General features: G+C 41.6%; 16 protein-coding genes. 4 read left to right on the plus strand and 12 right to left on the minus strand.

Going from position 1 to position 18316, the window contains the following annotated elements; genetic code table 11:
- The first annotated feature begins 11 nt into the window (after nt 1–11).
- Nucleotides 12–674, plus strand: a complete 663-nt coding sequence (locus tag AB0756_RS14370) for a response regulator (RefSeq protein WP_038077704.1) — start codon at nt 12–14, stop codon at nt 672–674.
- Here the strand turns inward: AB0756_RS14370 and AB0756_RS14375 are convergent.
- The 4 genes from AB0756_RS14375 to AB0756_RS14390 all read right to left on the minus strand — a co-directional run bounded on the left by AB0756_RS14375 (nt 667) and on the right by AB0756_RS14390 (nt 6085).
- Nucleotides 667–1092 carry a nucleoside deaminase gene (locus AB0756_RS14375; protein WP_038077707.1) on the minus strand — a complete coding sequence of 142 codons (426 nt, stop codon included), beginning with the start codon at nt 1090–1092 and terminating at the stop codon, nt 667–669. The two genes, AB0756_RS14370 and AB0756_RS14375, sit on opposite strands and share 8 nt — an antisense overlap.
- Before the next feature lie 175 nt (nt 1093–1267).
- Nucleotides 1268–2899, minus strand: a complete 1632-nt coding sequence (locus AB0756_RS14380) for a DHA2 family efflux MFS transporter permease subunit (protein WP_038077709.1) — start codon at nt 2897–2899, stop codon at nt 1268–1270.
- 71 nt (nt 2900–2970) lie between these two features.
- A complete protein-coding gene (locus AB0756_RS14385; protein WP_038077713.1) occupies nt 2971–3606 on the minus strand; it encodes a TetR/AcrR family transcriptional regulator in 636 nt (211 codons plus the stop codon).
- A 223-nt stretch (nt 3607–3829) separates the two neighbouring features.
- Entirely contained in the window at nt 3830–6085 is a 2256-nt protein-coding gene (locus AB0756_RS14390; RefSeq protein ID WP_038077715.1) for an FdhF/YdeP family oxidoreductase, read from the minus strand.
- 124 nt (nt 6086–6209) lie between these two features.
- On the opposite strand from AB0756_RS14390, the gene AB0756_RS14395 reads away from it, so the two are divergent.
- Nucleotides 6210–6794 carry a hypothetical protein gene (locus AB0756_RS14395; RefSeq protein ID WP_050046224.1) on the plus strand — a complete coding sequence of 195 codons (585 nt, stop codon included), beginning with the start codon at nt 6210–6212 and terminating at the stop codon, nt 6792–6794.
- A gap of 94 nt (nt 6795–6888) precedes the next feature.
- On the opposite strand, the gene AB0756_RS14400 is transcribed toward AB0756_RS14395, so the two are convergent.
- Nucleotides 6889–8715, minus strand: a complete 1827-nt coding sequence (locus AB0756_RS14400) for a response regulator (RefSeq protein ID WP_038077717.1) — start codon at nt 8713–8715, stop codon at nt 6889–6891.
- Between the two features lie 201 nt (nt 8716–8916).
- Nucleotides 8917–9549, minus strand: a complete 633-nt coding sequence (locus AB0756_RS14405) for a MotA/TolQ/ExbB proton channel family protein (protein WP_038077719.1) — start codon at nt 9547–9549, stop codon at nt 8917–8919.
- A gap of 107 nt (nt 9550–9656) precedes the next feature.
- Between AB0756_RS14405 and AB0756_RS14410 the strand changes: the two genes are divergently transcribed.
- Entirely contained in the window at nt 9657–10100 is a 444-nt protein-coding gene (locus AB0756_RS14410) for an energy transducer TonB (protein ID WP_038077722.1), read from the plus strand.
- Nucleotides 10101–10152: 52 nt separating this feature from the next.
- Here the strand turns inward: AB0756_RS14410 and AB0756_RS14415 are convergent, their stop codons facing one another.
- The 4 genes from AB0756_RS14415 to AB0756_RS14430 all read right to left on the minus strand — a co-directional run bounded on the left by AB0756_RS14415 (nt 10153) and on the right by AB0756_RS14430 (nt 13950).
- Nucleotides 10153–10872, minus strand: coding sequence for a DevA family ABC transporter ATP-binding protein (locus AB0756_RS14415; RefSeq protein ID WP_038077726.1), 720 nt, complete (start codon nt 10870–10872; stop codon nt 10153–10155).
- Between the two features lie 55 nt (nt 10873–10927).
- Nucleotides 10928–12094 (minus strand): ABC transporter permease DevC, encoded by a 1167-nt coding sequence (gene devC, locus AB0756_RS14420; protein WP_038077728.1) that lies wholly within the window; start codon nt 12092–12094, stop codon nt 10928–10930.
- A 62-nt stretch (nt 12095–12156) separates the two neighbouring features.
- The gene (locus tag AB0756_RS14425) at nt 12157–13326 is read right to left on the minus strand and encodes an ABC exporter membrane fusion protein (RefSeq protein WP_038077732.1); all 1170 of its coding nucleotides are present in this window, start codon (nt 13324–13326) and stop codon (nt 12157–12159) included.
- Nucleotides 13327–13368: 42 nt separating this feature from the next.
- On the minus strand, nt 13369–13950 hold the full coding sequence (locus AB0756_RS14430) for a TetR/AcrR family transcriptional regulator (protein ID WP_038077775.1): 582 nt from the start codon (nt 13948–13950) through the stop codon (nt 13369–13371).
- A 323-nt stretch (nt 13951–14273) separates the two neighbouring features.
- Here AB0756_RS14430 and AB0756_RS14435 point away from each other — a divergent pair, with 323 nt between their 5' ends.
- Entirely contained in the window at nt 14274–15488 is a 1215-nt protein-coding gene (locus tag AB0756_RS14435; protein WP_038077734.1) for a family 10 glycosylhydrolase, read from the plus strand.
- A 223-nt stretch (nt 15489–15711) separates the two neighbouring features.
- Here AB0756_RS14435 and arfB read toward each other — a convergent pair whose 3' ends face one another.
- Together arfB and AB0756_RS14445 are read right to left on the minus strand one after the other, a co-directional pair.
- The gene (gene arfB, locus AB0756_RS14440) at nt 15712–16125 is read right to left on the minus strand and encodes an alternative ribosome rescue aminoacyl-tRNA hydrolase ArfB (RefSeq protein WP_038077736.1); all 414 of its coding nucleotides are present in this window, start codon (nt 16123–16125) and stop codon (nt 15712–15714) included.
- An 897-nt stretch (nt 16126–17022) separates the two neighbouring features.
- Nucleotides 17023–18129 carry a response regulator gene (locus AB0756_RS14445; protein ID WP_038077778.1) on the minus strand — a complete coding sequence of 369 codons (1107 nt, stop codon included), beginning with the start codon at nt 18127–18129 and terminating at the stop codon, nt 17023–17025.
- Nucleotides 18130–18316: the final 187 nt, after the last annotated feature.

Genomic DNA, 18316 nt, shown 5'->3' on the forward strand with positions numbered 1-18316 from the left:
TTCATAATTCTATGATTAAAGTTTTACTAGCAGATGACCAAAATTTAATCCGCCAAGGATTAAAGGCATTGTTGGAATTAGAAGAAGATTTAGAAATTGTGGGAGAGGCAGAAAACGGTGAAGTGGCACTATGCTTAATAGAAGAATTACATCCAGATGTAGTCCTGATGGATATTAGAATGCCAATTATGGATGGAGTTGCAGCTACAAGAGAAATAAAAAATCGTTTTACTCAAGTCAAAGTTTTAGTACTTACAACATTTGACGATGATGAATATGTGAAAGCAGCATTGCAAAATGGAGCAACGGGTTATTTACTGAAAGATACTCCCTCTGAGGAACTTGCTTTTGCTATTCGTGCCGTTCACAAAGGTTATACTCAATTAGGACCTGGGATCGTTAAAAAACTTCTCTCTCAAGTTCCTCCGGTGAATACAACCCAACCTTTACCATCTGGCTTGGTTGAACTGACTCCCAGAGAAAAAGAGGTTTTGCGGTTAATTGCGACTGGTGCTAGTAACCGAGAGATTGCTCAACAACTTTTCATCTCAGAAGGAACTGTCAAGAACCACGTCACCAATATTTTAAACCGATTGAATTTACGCGATCGCACTCAAGCAGCCATTTGTGCTAATTCGTTTTTACCCTATCTCAACCACGAAACAACTAACTAAACAACTTGATACATTCCTCCCTTAAAATACCTTTTGTGACCTGAATTTGTCTAAAGCTCTTAGCAATGACTTCTTCACAAGATATATTAATCTGAGATTGATTGGCCGAGATTAAATCTTCAATAGACGCGCCATAAATAATTTGCGAGACACCAGCCCATACACAAGCAGTGGCACACATCGGGCAAGGTTCACCTGTTGTATAAATGGTATAACCTTCTAGAGAAGGGTTTTTAAGACTAGCAGTTAATTTTCGTATAACATTAATCTCTGCGTGTGCAGAAGGATCGCTGTCTTGCTTCACAGTATTGTAAGCCTTTGCAATAACTCGGTCGTCTTTTACAGCGATCGCTCCATAGGGCGCATCACCCTTTTTTGCTTCCTCTAAAGCCAACCGCATCAAATCTTCTTTGTTCATAAAACCTCATTAATGGTGTTAAACTCGGACGAAAATTTTTAGTTCTGAAACGGGTCTTCTTTTATATCATGCATGATTGGCGGGTTTTTTAGCCAAAGGGTTGCGATGCTACAAACCAGCCAACGGGCGAGGACGGCTGTCCCACAAGAAAGATAATTTATTTCTTGGAAATCCTTTAATGAGCGTTGGGTACTTGAGATCGAGCTCCTCCCTTTCCGAGAAACAGCAGTAATGGTAGCGAGCAGAGAAAGACAATACCAACAAAGCGAAAAATATCTGCATAGGAGAGAACAGCTGCTTGAGTATTAACCAATTGGGAGAGCGAGGCGAGCGCTTGTTGTTGTGCGGTTGCTGCATCCGCACCTCGACTCTGAAACAGTTGTGTCAGAGCATTGAGCCTCTCACTCGTCTGTGAATCATAAGGCGTTAAGTTTGTTAACAACATTGCTCGGTGAAAAGCTTCTCTTTGAGCCAGTAACGTCGTTAGAATGGCAATGCCAATACTACCGCCCAATTGACGGGTTAAATTATAGAAACCCGATCCAGCCGATACATCTTGTTTGGGAATAGAACCTAGTGTTGCCAAACTCAAGGGCAAAAACATCAAAACGGTGGTTGCGCCCCGCAAAATTAGAGGTAAGAACAAGTCGTCAGTTCCGGTTTGAGGCGTGATTTTTGCCAAATCGAACATGACTGCTGTAGTTCCAACGGCTCCTAGCCCAATTAGAATGCGGGCATCTACCTTAGACGATATTTTGCCCAGTAAAATCATCATGATGGCAGAAGCTAAAGCACCCGGAGCAAGTAACCATCCAGTTTGTGTTGCTGAAAAACCCAGTACACCTTGAGCAAATAATGGTACGGCAAATAAGGCTCCGTAGAGTCCCATACCCAAAATACCGGAGTAAAGGCTACCGGCTGCTAGGGATTTATATCGCAAGACTCGCAAGTCAACGGCTGGTGATTTCGCGCTGAGTTCCCGCCAGATAAACAGAACGAGCCCCACGACCGCCGCGATCGCCAGTGTCGTAATGAAACTCGATTCAAACCAGTCGTCTCTTTCTCCTTCTTCCAAAAACGCCTGCAGACTGCCTACTGTAATACACAGTAATATAATTCCTGCCCAGTCTACTGTCTTCTGACTTCGGGTGCGTTGCGTTGAATCAGGTCTGAGGAAGGCGATCGCCATCATCGTGGCGACAATACCTACAGGCAAATTAATAAAGAAAATCCAGCGCCAGCCTAAGGTATCGGTTAGATAACCGCCCAAAGTCGGACCGATGGCTGGTCCCGCAATGACCCCAACCCCAAACACAGATTGTGCCATCCCCTGTTCTGCTGGAGGAAAAGTCTCAAACAGAATTGCTTGCGCTTTCGCTAGGAGTCCACCTCCGCATAAGCCTTGAATAATTCGCGCCACCACCAGCATCGGCAGATTAATCGATAGACCGCAGATCGCGGAGGCAATTGTGAACCCAACCATAGAAAAGATGAAGTAGGTTTTCTTTCCGAAGAAGTCTCCCAACCAAGCGGAAAGGGGAATCAGGACAACGTTGGCGATCGCATAACCCGTGACAACCCAACCAATCTCGGTCACGGTTGCTCCTAAAGTTGCTTGCATATCCGTCAAAGCAACGTTCACAATGCTGGTATCAATAACTTCTAGAATGGCTCCTAGGGAAGCCGTTAGGGCGATCGCCCACTTGAGCGATCCTTGGACATACCCGGCTGTATCATAAGTGGATTGTGACGATGGTTTCGAGCGCTTGGAATGCGATCGTTCCGGTTCACGAGCGGTGCTTGACATCGTAGATGATGAGTACTCCCAGACAGAGATAATAGAATTTAGCGCCAAACTTACACAATTATCGGAAACGTTCATCTAGGAGACGAAGTCTGACTGACAGAAGACTTAGCTGTGCTAACTCCCCTCACAAATAAATCTACACATCCTTCAATGTATTTTTCGCGGCTGTAGCCTCGGTTAACTTGGGAAACATGACGGCGAATCATCCCAGACAGAAGCATTCCGGTCAATTGATCCACTGCCATTGGCAAGTCAACATCAGGACGAACACAACCCCGTTCAACACAGACTTGCAGATAGGAAATTAGTTGTTCACGTAGGGGTAAAACCGATTGCTGAAGCACTTTGATTGCTTCTGTTGGATGTCTTTGACCTTCACCAATAAACATCCGAAATAATGCTTCATACTCCTCCAGCATCTCGTCGTAGATCTGTGCATAATATAGAAGATCGCGACTTAAATCGTAAGTCCACTCGTTTTGATGCGTTAAGGCTTCCGCTTGTAGTGCTGTAATACGCTGTGCAACTTCACCCAGAAGGTGCTCTTTGCTTTGAAAGTGGCGAAATAATGTCACTTCAGTCACATCTGCAACCCGAGCAATTTCACGGGTTGACGCTCCAACGTATCCTTTTGTGGAGAAGACTTCAATAGCAGCTTTTAAAAGGCGATCGCGGGTTTCTGTTACGCCTCTACTCGTTCGGCTCATAATAATTAATGTAAGTACTAACTTACATTATAGAGTTTATGAAAGTCAGTGTAAACAAACCCGTGTCTTTATAGTATTAAATTATACTAAAAATACCAGTTTCTTAGAAATGATTTAGGATAGCTAATGGCTAATAGCTAATTGCTTTTTGACCATTAGCTATTAGCCGATGACCAAAAAACTTATTGATAGCAAGCGTCGTTTAACTTTGATACTGCCTTGATTATAGCGATTCTTTAGCAAAACTACCCCTTGACACCTTTTCCAAATGCACAACAGCGTTATAATCAGGAATCCCAACTTCTGGCGATCGCTTGCTTTTATCTAACAACACGTTCCCTTCAGGCCAATGAATCTGCAGATTTCTCGGCGTAACGGGTGCGATATACACCTGTCCTCTAAACTCACCAATGTCATTTTTCAGTATCACCTCATCCCCATCTTGAAGCCCCAACTTCTCTGCATCCACACAATTCATAAGGACAGCCGATCGCACTGCTCCGGTAATAGCATCCTTGCGTTCTTGCACCATGCTGTTAAATTGCTTGCCACGGCGCGTTGTCACCCAGAAGTAACCCTCAGGTAGCATTCGTTCTTGAGGAGCCAGCACAGAAAATCGTGCCTTGCGATCGGGAGTTGGGAAGTTCCAACCAAAACACAGATGCGCTCCACCATACTGAAATTGGTCGCCAGCTTCCTTCAAATGTTGAATTCCCGCATATTGAGGAATGACTCTGGCAATCTCTTGGCGCATTGCACTGGTATTTTGGAAGTGCAATTTCTCGGCTAAATCCGGACGTACTCGCCTTGCTAACTCCAAAAACACATCCCATTCCGGACGCGCCTCCCCAATACGGGAACCGAGAATTTCCGGGCTAAAAATAACACGTCGTTCTGTATTAGTCTCTGTAACTCCCCCAGGGATTTCATAACGAGTCGTTGCTGGTAAAATCACCACTGTCTCGTCTGATTCTAAAAGCATTTGTTTGGATACAACAATATCCATGTGAACCCTCAGAGGTACGCGCTTTAAAGCACTTTCCACATAATTTGGTTCTGGTAGAACCTCTAAAAAATTTCCACCCACAGAGAACAAAACATCTAATTTGCCTTCTGCAGCAGCATCAATCATTTCAGAAGCAATTAACCCCTTGGTCGTAGGAACTTCAAAACCCCAAAGTTCACCTAGAGACGCTGCATTTTCTGAGGTAATAGATCTTCCTCCTGGGAAAGTGGTGGCATAACATCCCATTTCTGCACCTCCTTGAACTCCAGAGTGTCCCCGAATTGGCATCAAACCACACCCCTCTCGACCAACAAATCCTTTAGTCAAAGCTAGATTGATAATTGCCCGGACATTATCTTCACCACACTCGTGTTGAGTAATGCCCATACTCCAGACAAATACAGCTTTGTTTGCTTCGCCAAGCATTTTGGCAAAGGTATACATGGATTCGCGAGTCGCACCGGAAATTTGCTCGAGTTCTTCCCAAGACTGCGTAGCGAGAAACGCTTTGAGTTCGTCAAAGTTGGTGGTGTAGTTGTTGATAAATGACTCGTCAACCCAACCATTGGCGATCGCGTGCTTGATTGTCCCATTTAAGAACGCCATGTCTCCGCCAATATTTACCAAAAAGAAATCTTCAGCAAACTTAGTACCAAACAAAGCACTTTCAGGAATTGATGGTACCCAGTAGCGTTCCATTCCCGGCTCGCGGTAAGTATTAATAACAACTATTTTTGTACCCGCTTTTTTCGCCCAATGGAGATATTTCACGGTAACCGGTTGATTGTTGGCGACATTGGAACCAATAAAGACTAACAAATCGGTTCCGATCCAGTCTTTGTAGGAACAGGTAGTTGCAGCGACTCCAATAGTTGATTTCAAAGCGTTGGTACTGGGGGAATGGCATATACGGGCTGCATTGTCAAGATTATTCGTTCCCATTGCCCGCACTGCTTTTTGGGTGGCATAGTAAGTTTCATTAACCGTCCCCCGACTGGTGAAGTAGAAACCAAGGCGATCCGGTGTAGAGGTTCGGATACGCTTGGCAATCAAATTTAGAGCTTCATCCCAACTGATGCGACTGAAACCAATTTCCGAGCGATCGCGTTTCATGGGATAGGGAAGCCGCCCCATAGCTTGTAATTCAGCACCGCTTTTCTTTTTTAACTCAGAGACATCTGCGAGAAGTTTGGGGTCAAGAGCTGGCATTGTGTTGAGACGTAACAACCGCAAACGGACATTGCAAACATGAATACCATCTACAGTCCAATCTTTCATGCCCGTTGTTCCCAAGGCACAACCGTCACAAACTCCTTTATTTAGGATTTCCCAAGCATAAGGCAAGTTGTCAGCGTTTTCCAAAACGGCCCGAAACACTTCCCAGTAGTTATTCGGATACTGCTCGCCAATGCCAAAGGGTTTCGGGCTAGCCCAAAGAGAAGGGGTCCAACTTTTTTTCGGCTTCCGCAACATGATAGCAGCTCCTTTTGACAAGAGAATCCTGACTCGCTGGTGGGTTTTCTATATGTTTACATACAACAGAAATTCTTCGTGAGATTTTGGGAATTCTAAATTTAGACCTTTTTAAACTTTAACTATGAATTTTAAACTAACTGCCCTAGGCATTCTTGCTCTTGCCAGCATATCTATAGCTACCCCAACCCTCGCGCAACAACTTCAGAAATCTCACTACAAAGCTGGAGAATTGATGGTTACTTTGGGAAGCGATGACTCCTATCAAGGATGTGACAGAGAAAATAAGTGCATTACGCTTCATGGTTCCGAAACCGTAGTTGATAAAAAGTATAGTGGTAAGCGCTGGTTGAATGGTGAATACATTTACGCAATATCCTGGCATGAAGGGAAAGGAGAAAATATGCGCTTGAGTATTCTGAAAAACAATCGCCGCATTTTTACTAGCGAACTTGTTCCCTTCTCCAATCTAAAGTGGGAGAGATGGTGCGATATCACGGGCGTTTACACCGGACAACTCCCAGTTCTGTATTCTCCTGCAGGCAAATCAAAAGCAGCATTAAACAATGGAAATATTGTTCGTGCTATTCGGCAAAAGGATGATTGGACTTATGTTGAAGTAGCGCGGGGTCCAAATACTGGAGTGAACAGAGTGCGGGGATGGGTAGACTCTCACTATTTAGAATGTACTAAAGAAGCAAGTAATTAATTGCAGGATCGGGGATTAGGGGGTCACGAAAGAAGGATTGTCAGGTTAGTTATGGGGGTGAAAATTTTTTATCGGGGCTGTTTTTATGTCTTACCTAGACTTGCTGTTTCCGCGTTCTACTGAGGCGGCGGAGAACTCGAGTTGTGAGTTCGGCTTCTTCAACTGACTTGCTAATGTAGTCATCTACCCCTACAGCAAATGCCTTGTCAATCTCACTCTCTTGCGTGCGTGCTGACCAAAAGATAATTGGTATTCTGTACCATGTTGGATCGCAACGCACAACTTGGCACAATTCCAAACTGTTTAATCCGGGCATTTCCACATCAAGTATGAGTAAATCTGGTCTTGAAGCCATCAGCACTTCCCAAAACTGATGCGGATCGTTTAATGTTGTAACCTCTACTCCTAATGGCTGTAAGAGATTTTTGAGATGTGATAACGCTGCTTCATCTTTATCTACTGCCATTACTCGATTGCCAGAAGCAGCATCTTGCGTAGTGTTTAATACCTTGGTCACCACTTTAAGGATATTATAGCTTGATTGGGGTTTTTGTAAAAAAATACACCCTCCCAAACGAGCAACTTCCAACCTGTTAGCCAGACTCCCTTCTTCAGAAAAGACTAAAACAGGTATTTTGGGAATTCGTTGTGCTAGTTCCTTCAGTAAGGTAAGCCCGTCTTCTGTAGAACTAGGGAAATTCAGAGCGAGCAAGATAACTTGGGGTGGAGTTTGGGCAATAACCTTTCGAGCAACCTCTAAATCTGTAGCTACCTCCACTCGTAACTTCCAAGCGATCGCTTCAATCCTAATTCGTTCTGCTAACATCAAATCGTCATCCACTATCAGTATGAGTGGAGAGTCAGAAATTTGTACTCCTTCTGTTTCCGATCGTGGTGTTTTTTGTAACTCTTGCCTTAGTAAGTCTACAAGCATTAAAATCTGTTGAACGTCATCAGCTTGCAATTGCTTGTAAGGTTGAAAAAAATCCTCTAACTCTCTTGCTAGTTCGGAACCCCGCATCAAGCCAAATACTCCCAATGAACCGGCTAAGGTGTGTGCTTCGTATTTAGCCTGTTGTAGCAGTTCGGGCGTTAGCTGACCTTTTGCTAGTGCGGAAGTTGCTTGTTCTAACACAGCAAAATGTTCTACATATTTACTCTTGAATTTCTCCCAAACTTTCGAGGTCGTTGCTTTGATGTTTTTTTGGTTGGTTGTTTGCTTAACGGAAGCATCATTTTCTTTTGATTCTGATGGAGTTTTCAGTCGATACCCCAAACCGTGAACTGTTTCAATTGGATCGGACGCACCAGCTGCTCTAAATTTTTGCCGCAAACATTTGATGTGAGTGCTAACGGTTTCTTCCCCTGGTGAATCGGCAAAATCCCAAAGTTTCTCTAAAACAGCTTTACGACTAAAAACACGCTTTGGATTGAGCAGGAAAAGTTCTAACAAACAATACTCTTTAGGTGTTAATTTTAAGGGTTTGTCCCTAAAAGTTACTTGATTGTTAACAGTATCAAAATGTATATCTTCCCAAACAATTATAGATGATGGTACTGTCTTTCCTCGCCGTAAAAGAGCACGAACCCGTGCTAACAATTCATTCATTTCAAACGGCTTAACGACATAATCATCTGCTCCTGCGTCTAAACCCACGACTCGGTCTGTTGTGCTGTCTTTGCCAGTCAAGAGTAAAATAGGGCTCTGATACCCTAGAGCACGCAGGCGTTTGCACACACTAATACCATCCGTATCCGGAAGCATAATGTCTAAAAGAACTAGGTCATATTCAAATGCCTTTGCCAGTTCTAGACCTGTCTGTCCATCCATTGCTTGGTTAACTGTATAGTTATGAGCAATTAGGATGTCGGAAACTACTAAACTGGTAGGGCGATCGTCTTCTACCAACAGAATTTTCACGGTTGAGCTTCCCTTAGATAATATGGAGTTTCTCAAGTCATAGCGATCGCAGCCCTTTAGGTATTAAGTATAATATTTACTTAAATTATAAGAGATAGAGCTTCAAATACAAGTCTGAAGGCTGCCAGTTTAAGTATGACATGGGGAGCCACCCTCGTGCGCTAGGTTCACAGCGACCAGAGGAGTCAGGGCAAACAATCCCTAATAATTTTTTTCATAGCGTCGGCGGTAAAGCAACTCTAACTGTCCGCCATACTCTTGAATGCGAGCAATTTGTCTCTGGTAGAGACCTCGGAAAGTATTGGCAAAGAGAAGGGTGAAAATAGCAACCACTAATCCTGAAGCAGTAGAAACCAAAGCTTCACTAATACCAGATGTGACTCCTGCTGTTCTACTGCCTCCCACATCTCCAATATTTAAGGATTTAAAAGAGTAAATTAACCCTAAAACAGTTCCCAGAAGACCCAACAAAGGTGCAAGGGAAATAATAGTATCAAAGATATTTTGAAAGCGTTTAAGCAAAGGTATCTCAGCTTGAGCTTCACTTTCTAAAGCAAGACGAAATTCCTCTGGATTTGGTTGTTCGAGTTCTAATGCCGCTAAAAAAATCCGTGCAATGGGTAAATCTGTATTTTTTTGTAATTCATTCATAGCACCCACAGTATTACCGAGACGGTAAAGATTCAACACCTCTCGCACTACATGATTTTGACGGTTTGTAATCCTTACCCAAAAAAAGATTCTCTCAATAATGAGTGCGGCAGCCAGTATCGAAAATCCTAGCAGGGGCCACATCACTACCCCACCTGCGGCAAATAAATTGCTGATTTCCATCGATTGTTATTTGATAGGACAATTGTAGGTTAACAGATGACTGTTGAAAAATACTGGCATAGAATAGCGGCTACTCTATATGGATTTTTTTTACAAGCGAGGCTTTTATGAAGTTATTTCTTGTTCCCTCTCTATGGCTAGCAGGCACCTTCTGGGTTTTAGCATCTACGCCTGCTCACTCACAAGTTAGTACAAAAATTAATATAATCCCCCCTGCTGAGGAGACAGGCATACCCGGTAATAGTGGTTTTGATAGTAAAATCCTCGAACAGCCGAAATCAGCGGTGGGTAATGGTTCTCAATTTATCGAAAATTGCACTTTTTGTAACTTCAAGTATCCAGAAATTGCAAGGCAGCAAGGAATGAAAGGCACGGTGGAAATGAGTGTCGAGGCTGATGATGTTGGTAATGTGACCAATGTAAGATTGATTCGTTCTAGCGGTTACAAAGAATTGGATGCTTCTGCTATCGAACAAGTCAGAAAACTGAAATTAGCACCACAAGCCGGTGGACGACAAGATATGCGAGTCAAGATAAATTATGAATTATGAATTATGAATTATGAATTGAAGGTTTAATTCTTCATCATTCAACATTCATAATTCATAATTTCAGATGTCCATCTTCCATATAGACGATGCGATCGGCTATATCAAGAATACGGTTGTCGTGCGTGACTAGCAAAATAGTACACCCTTGCTCTTTTGCTAGCTTCTGCATTAATTCCACAACATCACGCCCGGATTTTTTATCAAGCGCTGCTGTTGGTTCGTCCGCTAAAACAATTTTGGGCTGACTCACAAGTGCGCGGGCGATCGCTACCCGTTGCTTTTGTCCGCCTGATAAGCTCTCTGGATAATAAGACACGCGATGACCCAATCCCACACTCTCAAGCATGGCAATTGCTTTACCATCCATGTCTTGGTCTAGATATTTGTCATGCAATTCTAAAGACATTCGTACATTTTCTTTAGCTGTTAAAAAGGTCATTAAATTATGTGCCTGAAAAATATAGCCAATGTTGCAGCGAATTTCCCTCAACTGCTTTTGGCTTGCACCACACATTTCTTGACCTAAAATTTTCAAACTTCCTTCATGAGCAGAACGCAATCCACCCATAAGTGTCAACAAAGTTGTTTTTCCCGAACCGGAAGGTCCAGTCATAATTACAATTTCGCCTGCATTGATTTCTAAACTAATTTCAAATAAGGCTTGTTTGCGAAGCGCACCTTCTCCAAAGTAGTGATTGAGGTTTTTTGCAACAATTACAGGTTCCATAGAAGTAGATTTATCGCTTGTTATCAATCGCCGCTCGCGAGTCATTAGTACTGAGTTAAAAAAGTTTCAAATCTTAGAAATACAACAAAAAACACAGACGCTAAAAAATATCTGCGGGGTCAGCAGATTGCAGTTTCCGCATTGCGACTGCTCCAGATAAACTACACATCCCTAATGTCAGTACAAAGACTGCGATCGCTCGACTGGTTGTCATGGCAATGGGTAGCAGTGTTGCTGCATATGTCAATTGGTAAAGTGCGCTTGCGATCGCAAATCCTGGGATAAAACCTAAGACTGCTAATAGCAAGGCTTCTTGTAACAACACGCGGATCAGATAACCATTGCTGTAACCCATTGCCTTGAGTGTTGCGTACTCCGGTAAATGCTCCGCAACATCACTGTAGAGAATTTGGTAAACAATGATGATTCCTACAATAAATCCAACAATCACACCCAACCCAAAAATAAATCCGATGGTTCCTTGGCTTTCCCAATAATATTTTTCTACACCAGCAAAGCCTTCGGGCGTTAAAATTCTGACATCCCCTGATAATTCTTTTGTCAACTCCGCTTGTACTTTAGCTGCATCAAAACCAGATTTTAGCTGAATCAAACCGACTTCTATTCTGTCAGATTGACGTTCTGGAAACAATTTCAAAAATGTTGAATCGCTGGTGATGACATTGCCATCAGCAGCAAAGGATGAACCAATGGTAAATAACCCTGTTACTTGAACATTCTGCTGGTTCAATTCTGCTTCTAGGGTTCCTTGTTTTTGCAACTTACCTGCAATATCTCCATACTCAGGACGTGCTGCACGGTCAAACAAGACTTGATTCAAAAGTTTGATTTGTGTTGCATTTTGCTTGATTTCTGGTAACTTCAAGCTAGGAGCGTCTGGTTCAATTCCCCATATTAGAATCGCACGGGTAAGTCGGTTTTCTGGGTTTTTCCACTGCCCCGAACCTATATATACAGAACTTACTGATTTTACTGCTTCATGACCCAATGCTTGATAAAGTCTTTCTCTAGAGAAAGTTTTCACTGAGAAGAGAGTTTGGAATTGGGGATTTGTCATCACTAAATCTGCCTCAAGCAGGCGATGGGGTAGTGTAGCGCTGTCGTAAAGAGCATCCTGAAACCCCAGTTGCACGAACATCAGCATATCTGCAAAGGCAATACCTGCAACTGCGATCGCCAAACGGGTTTTTTCTTTCATCACTTGTCGCCACGCTAGAGGTGTTCTGCGTAACCATTTACCAACCATCATTGATTCCCTCAATTAATATATATATCGAACATCCGTTATATTTTAAGAAGCAAGAAAATTTATAATTCAATGGCTGTCTGCACTTGTAAATTTGTCAAACCTGCAACTTTTTTACTGTCTGCAGGGTTAAGGCGAATTTTTACCTCAACAACTCGCTTATCCAAGTTCTCGCCCGGTTGGTTGCTGAAAACATTTTGTTTGTTAACTTGCAAGCCAATGTGGGAAACCACACCCTGGAGTTTTCCAACCACGGCTTGACCTGTGACAATTGCCTTTTGTCCGACTTTAACTTTTCCAATATCAGATTGATAAACTTCTGCTACGGCGACCATGCGATCGGTTTGTGCGACATCAACAATCCCAGAGTCGCTCATCTTTTCTCCCTCACGCGTGTGAATCTTCAGGATATTTCCTGCAATTGGAGATCGAATGTAGGCTTTTTCCAAATCTGTTTGTGCTTGTTTAACAGATGCAATGGCATCATCAACTTCTGCTTGCGCCGCCCGCACATCCACAGGACGAACTTCAGCGATTTTATCAAGAGTGGCTTTAGCTTCAGCTATTTCTGCCTGTAGTGTATCTGCTGTACGATTCTGATTGGCTTGGGCTTCCATTAACTGTGTTTGAGCCGTTTCAAAAGCCAATCTTTTGTTATCAAAGTTTAATGCAGATTCTGCTCCTTCCCGATAAAGCATTTGATAGCGCTCGTATTCTGCACGAGCAATATTCAACTCAGATTGACGGCGGGTAATAATGGCTTTTTGAGTCGTAATTTCGCCCTGTAGTTGGGCTTTTAAACGCTCTATAGTGGCTTTTTGGGCTGCAATTTCTCCCCTTTTTGCTCCTGCTTGGACTTGAGCAAGTTTGGCTTGAGCCGTCTTGACTTGTTCTTGTGCCTTTTTAAGGGCATCATGCAGTTTATCCCGCGAATCAAGAATGGCCACTACCTGTCCAACTTGCACGCGATCGCCTTCTTCAACTAGAAGTTTGGTCAGGCGATCGCCATCCAATGCTAGAGGTGCAGACAGCTTAATGACTTTAGCTTCAGGTTCCAATCTTCCCAAGGCTGTCACTTTTTTCATGGGTGAAGTTGTGACCACTGGTGCAGGTTTTTGACTGACATGCCCAAACTGAGAAATGCTATAAACAACTGTTCCACCCATAATGGCAGTCGCACCGGCAATCATAGCCATTAACCATTGATTTTTTTGTTTGGATATATTTATCATTTTTCCTACCTCATTTGTTATCTATCCACTCACAACCAACCACTAATTACTAACTGCATACTTTTCCAAATAAGCAGTTACCATTTTGCCCAATAAATCAAACTGTTCTGCTATGGAAATAGTGTTATTATTCATAAGCAATTCTAGAAATAAGCCATCAATAAGGCACATAACAAACCAAACTAACGTGCGATCTTCAACACCTAACAACTCATAAAATGCCTGCTCATATTTCTTATTTGCACGTTGATATATATTATGACCGTGCATATCCTTAAAATCTGGATGTTGACAAAAATCAACTAGGAGATAAATCCATTTAACGTAGTAATCTTGCTTTTTAATTAGGAAGCGTCCCAACACTCCTATTCGCTCTTTTGGAGTTTGTACCCCTTCCAACTCAGTCATTGCCAGCGATATATCTCGCTCGCATATTTCTTCCACTAACTGCTCAAATAAGGCTTTTTTATTGGGAAAGTAATGATAAAGGGTCCCGGTAGACACTCCTAAGCTTTCGGCTATCTGGCGTGTGGTAATAGCGCTGTATCCTTTTTCGGCAAATAAGTCAAAGCATTGATTGAGTAGTTCTTTACGATATAACTCATGGTCTACTATTTTTGGCATATATTTTTTATATCGAACACCCGTTATATCAACATTACTCAACGGGAAACTTCTTTGTCAAGATCGTTTTGATAAGAGAATTGTTATGGGCGAGATGTATCAACTAATCCGCAGCACTCGCGTTCATTACTCCCCCAGAGGCTCTATATCAGTAGTTCAATTAAACTACTGATTTTAACAGGTTGTGGAACAACAGTAGGTAGCGATCGCGAAACTCTGGGTTTGGCTGGTGTCTCCATACAAGCTGAATCGTATTGACACCTATTGGGAAATATTCGGTTTAGAATTGTAGCTATTTATATATCAGTCGAGATTATGTTCCTATGTCGCGTCAAAAGAAAGAGCCTAGTGGATGCGGATGTGCAAATATTCCAATTTCCATAATCATTGCTGTCTTGGGAGGTGGTTATTGGTGGTTCAGCCAGCCAGGACATCTAGACATCAGCCGCCTTTTCCCTGAGAATCTACCAATAACTATTCCTTTTTTTAATTCCACTCCAACTGCGACTTTAACTCCCACTCCAACTGCGACTTTAACTCCCACTCCCTCTTTCTCAAGCACTTCCAATACAACTTCCAATGATAAGCAAGCTTCACTGGAAAAAAAACCTCCTCAAACAACACCATTACCTAAAACTCCTTGGGAAAAAAAAGTAATTAGAGGGATTTATTTAAGTCGCTACCAAATTACTAATAACGCCAGCGAAGAAACAATTCGTGAAAGAGTTCGATACTATCGCTCTCAAGGAATTAATACTATTATTCATGGTGTTTGGGGTAATGGATGTACGATGTACAATAGTGACGTTATGCAGCAAACTCTAGGATATAAAAGTTGTCCAAATCAGTTTCAAGACAAATGGCTAGATTGGTTGATTGATGAGGCACACAAACAAGGGATGCAAGTTCATGCTTATTTCGAGAAAGGTATTAAAATAGATAAAAATAGTCCAATTTACGATTTAGCAATTTCTCGCAAGTGGATTGTTCCTGGTGTAGATAAGACCTATGTGGGAATCGATCATTACGTTCTTGACGTGCAGATTCCTGAGGTAGCAAATTTCTTTAAAAATATCTTAGTAGAGTTCGTTCAGAAGTACCCCGAAATCGATGCAGTCCAATGGGACGATTATTTAGGTTATCATGCTGAATTACCCGGCAAAATCGATCGCACTGCTCATTTAACTATTTTTTTGCAGCAAATGATAACCGCAATGAAACAAGCCAACTCTTCAGTGAGTTTTGATATCTGTCATCACAATCCTTACTGGGCTAAACGATATTTTGCAGCAGATTGGCAAAAATGGAATGTCGATCGGGTCTTTATTCAAGCTTATAATGATAATGATGCAAATTTCAAAGAAGAATTAAATTACGCTAAAAGTTATGCTGGTATTGCTATTAGCGAGCGACAATTCCATCGCTTAAAAGAATTAGTAGATAACCCCGCAATCAAAGGTATTTTAGTTTTTCCTCTGGCTGGAAAACCAGAAGAAACAGCGTCTATCTTAAAAGGCTTGACACAAAATAACAACTAAGATGGAGCGTTATTGTTTCCAACTAGATATCTTGCACCTACACATTCGTTAGGTGAGGCTATACAAACAAAGCCTGCCTACGCAGGCTAGAAATTCATATTTTTCGTATTATTGACAAAAATACATGTTTATTAAGAACTTAAAAATTCAGTACTAATACTTTTGTGCAAGATGCGAGCAACGCAATAAGCGACGCTTAATAGCTGACGCCGTATCGCGCTAATCATTCGGTGATATTCCTTCTCATGGACTTCAGTTCTCCACGCTTACTTTTGCGATCGAGACGCTTTTTTTGAGAATTACGAGTTGGCTTGGTAGGTTTGCGTTTTATTTTGACTGCGACTGCACTTTTGATGAGTTCTTGCAGTCGTCTCAACGCTTCCTCCCGGTTTTGCTCTTGGCTTCTGTGTTCTTGAGACTTAATAACAACAATTCCCTCTTGTGTTATGCGTCGATCTTTAAGCTTTAAAAGTTGCTCTTTGTAAAAATCAGGTAATGAGGAAGCTTGAATATCGAAACGCAAATGGATAGCAGTGGAAACTTTATTTACGTTTTGACCTCCTGCGCCTTGTGAGCGAATCGCACTAATTTCGATCTCGCTGTCGGGAATGATAACTTTGGTAGAAATTTGCAGCATTATTCATATATAGCTTATTTCTGTTGAAATAGCACAAATTCCTCAGCACGAGGTTTTATTTGCTCGAAACTTTGCTCTAAGAGTTCCACATTTCAAGACATATTTTTGCATAGCTCTTGAAATTACCTTTTTTAGGTTTCCCTAATTTACAGCAAAAGTATCACGGGTTCTTTTAGGAACCGAAACCAAAGCTTACTTAGCTTTTCGCCTTTCTCTACTTTGCACTCAAGCCCGAACTGGAGGTATTCTTCCTTGCCAAAATAGGGACATCATAAGATTGTGTCCCTATTTTATAAATGAATATTAAAAAAAATTACCAACAAAAAATAGTTATAATGAATGGGAAACCACTAATTGTTTTATAGCGAATTGAGTAGACCTAGCCATAGAGAGTGAATCTAGGTTTCTGGAACTAAGTTCAGGCATCTCTTGCCAACAACTGCGACAAAACCAAGAAATTTGATTTTTACGGATATGGCGTAGTAGTTGGTTAGAGCAGCAGGGACAAGTAGTCATAATTTTTAAACCCCATTATGATAAATGTACTGAATTTATAGTTCTGTCTACGTTATTGAACTGAATTTAGTCTGTGTTAAATGTATTCAGAATTTTTGAGGAATTTTTGAAGATACAGCTTTTGTTACATAAATGTAATATAAGGTTACGTTTGTACAAAAAGACCAGCATAACTGCGATCCCCGATTCCCTAAAGAAGTCGGGGACTTGTACTCCTCCCTTCGGTGCTATAAGACTACCGATCTGCTTTTCCTCTTACTCCCTTGCTCTTTGTGTCGAGTGCGGTTCATTTAAATAGGTAATCTTTAGGCGGAAAGGGAGTATCACAACAAAGATGTAACCCCAGTAAGGGCTAGCGCACACCTGGCTAATTTTCAAATCTCACTTAATATTTTGAAAGATGAGTTTTAGTAAATCTACTTGTGAAAAAGGTTTTGTCAGATATCCGGTGGACTTAACCATTTTTGCCTTGGCTTTATCGATAAATCCCGTTCGTCCCGTAATCATAATTACAGGTGTATTTTGAAAATATGAATGTTTTCTTAATAAAGAACAGATTTCATAGCCATCTAAGTTGGGCATTTCAATATCTAGTAAAATGATGTCCGGTTTAATACGGATAATCTGCATTAAAGCTTTTAGAGGATCGCTAATTCCCGTAACAGTAAATAATTGTTGATCTAAAAAGTTTTTCACAGCATTGACAACTACCGGGCTATCATCAATACAAACAACTTTATAAAGTCTTTGTTCTGTAGATAGTGGAACAGTTTCTTGTTGTGTATTATTAGTTTCTGTTTGAGGATCGCTAATGCTAGGCATCAAAAACTGACGGTCGTCATTGATAAGTTCTTGGCTTTCCTGTTTGACAAACTTTTGCTCAATTTTAGCTTGGTATTTTCGTGCCTTGGCTTTAATAAATTCTATACATTGTTGTTGAGCACTTGCAGGTTTAGCATTTCTCTGACGTTGTCTATCTTGACATTGTTCAAAAATCACGCGTAAATCTAAATGACAGAACTTTGGTAAATCCTCCAAGCAACTTTCTGGTAGAAATTCGTAGCTTCCGTCTTCAATACTCAGTAATGGTTCTAATACATCTAGTGCTAATTGCTCTATCAACATTCCTGCTTCCGCAGAAGTTATGTAATTTTGATTAACCAACCAGCAAATAATTCTATATTCTTGGCTTTCTATAGATCGATCGTTATGGAGTTCCAATAATGATTGGAAGTGTTGCTCGATCGCACTCTTAAGATTGGGGACTTGCTCGCTTAGCTGTTGCAAATTTCTATGAAGAATATCAAACATTTGCTCGCTATAGGACAGATAGACGAGTTTGCCTTTCTCCATATAAATTAGCCAGGAAGCCGATGGACTATAAACTTGCCAACAGCCAGTATTGGGGTTACTCGCCATTTTACCTAGTAGAAATAGCGGCTGGATTTTCTGGAAAAACCTGTATCTACCAATGGGAAGTGTAGTCATATTCATGGCTCTAAGTTGAAATTAGGATTTGCAACCAATTTTGGGTTGGACAATATCTAGCCAGGATAATTGCAACATCTAGATAGCAAATTGCCCTAATGTTGACATAAACTTGCTATGCGCTATCCTCACTAAGCTTGTTCTTCTAAAATCGAAGTTGTAGTTAGGAGAAATGCTAAATTACAGC

Origin of the sequence: Tolypothrix campylonemoides VB511288_2, assembly GCF_045999855.1 — a bacterium.
Taxonomy (GTDB): domain Bacteria; phylum Cyanobacteriota; class Cyanobacteriia; order Cyanobacteriales; family Nostocaceae; genus Scytonema; species Scytonema bouteillei_A.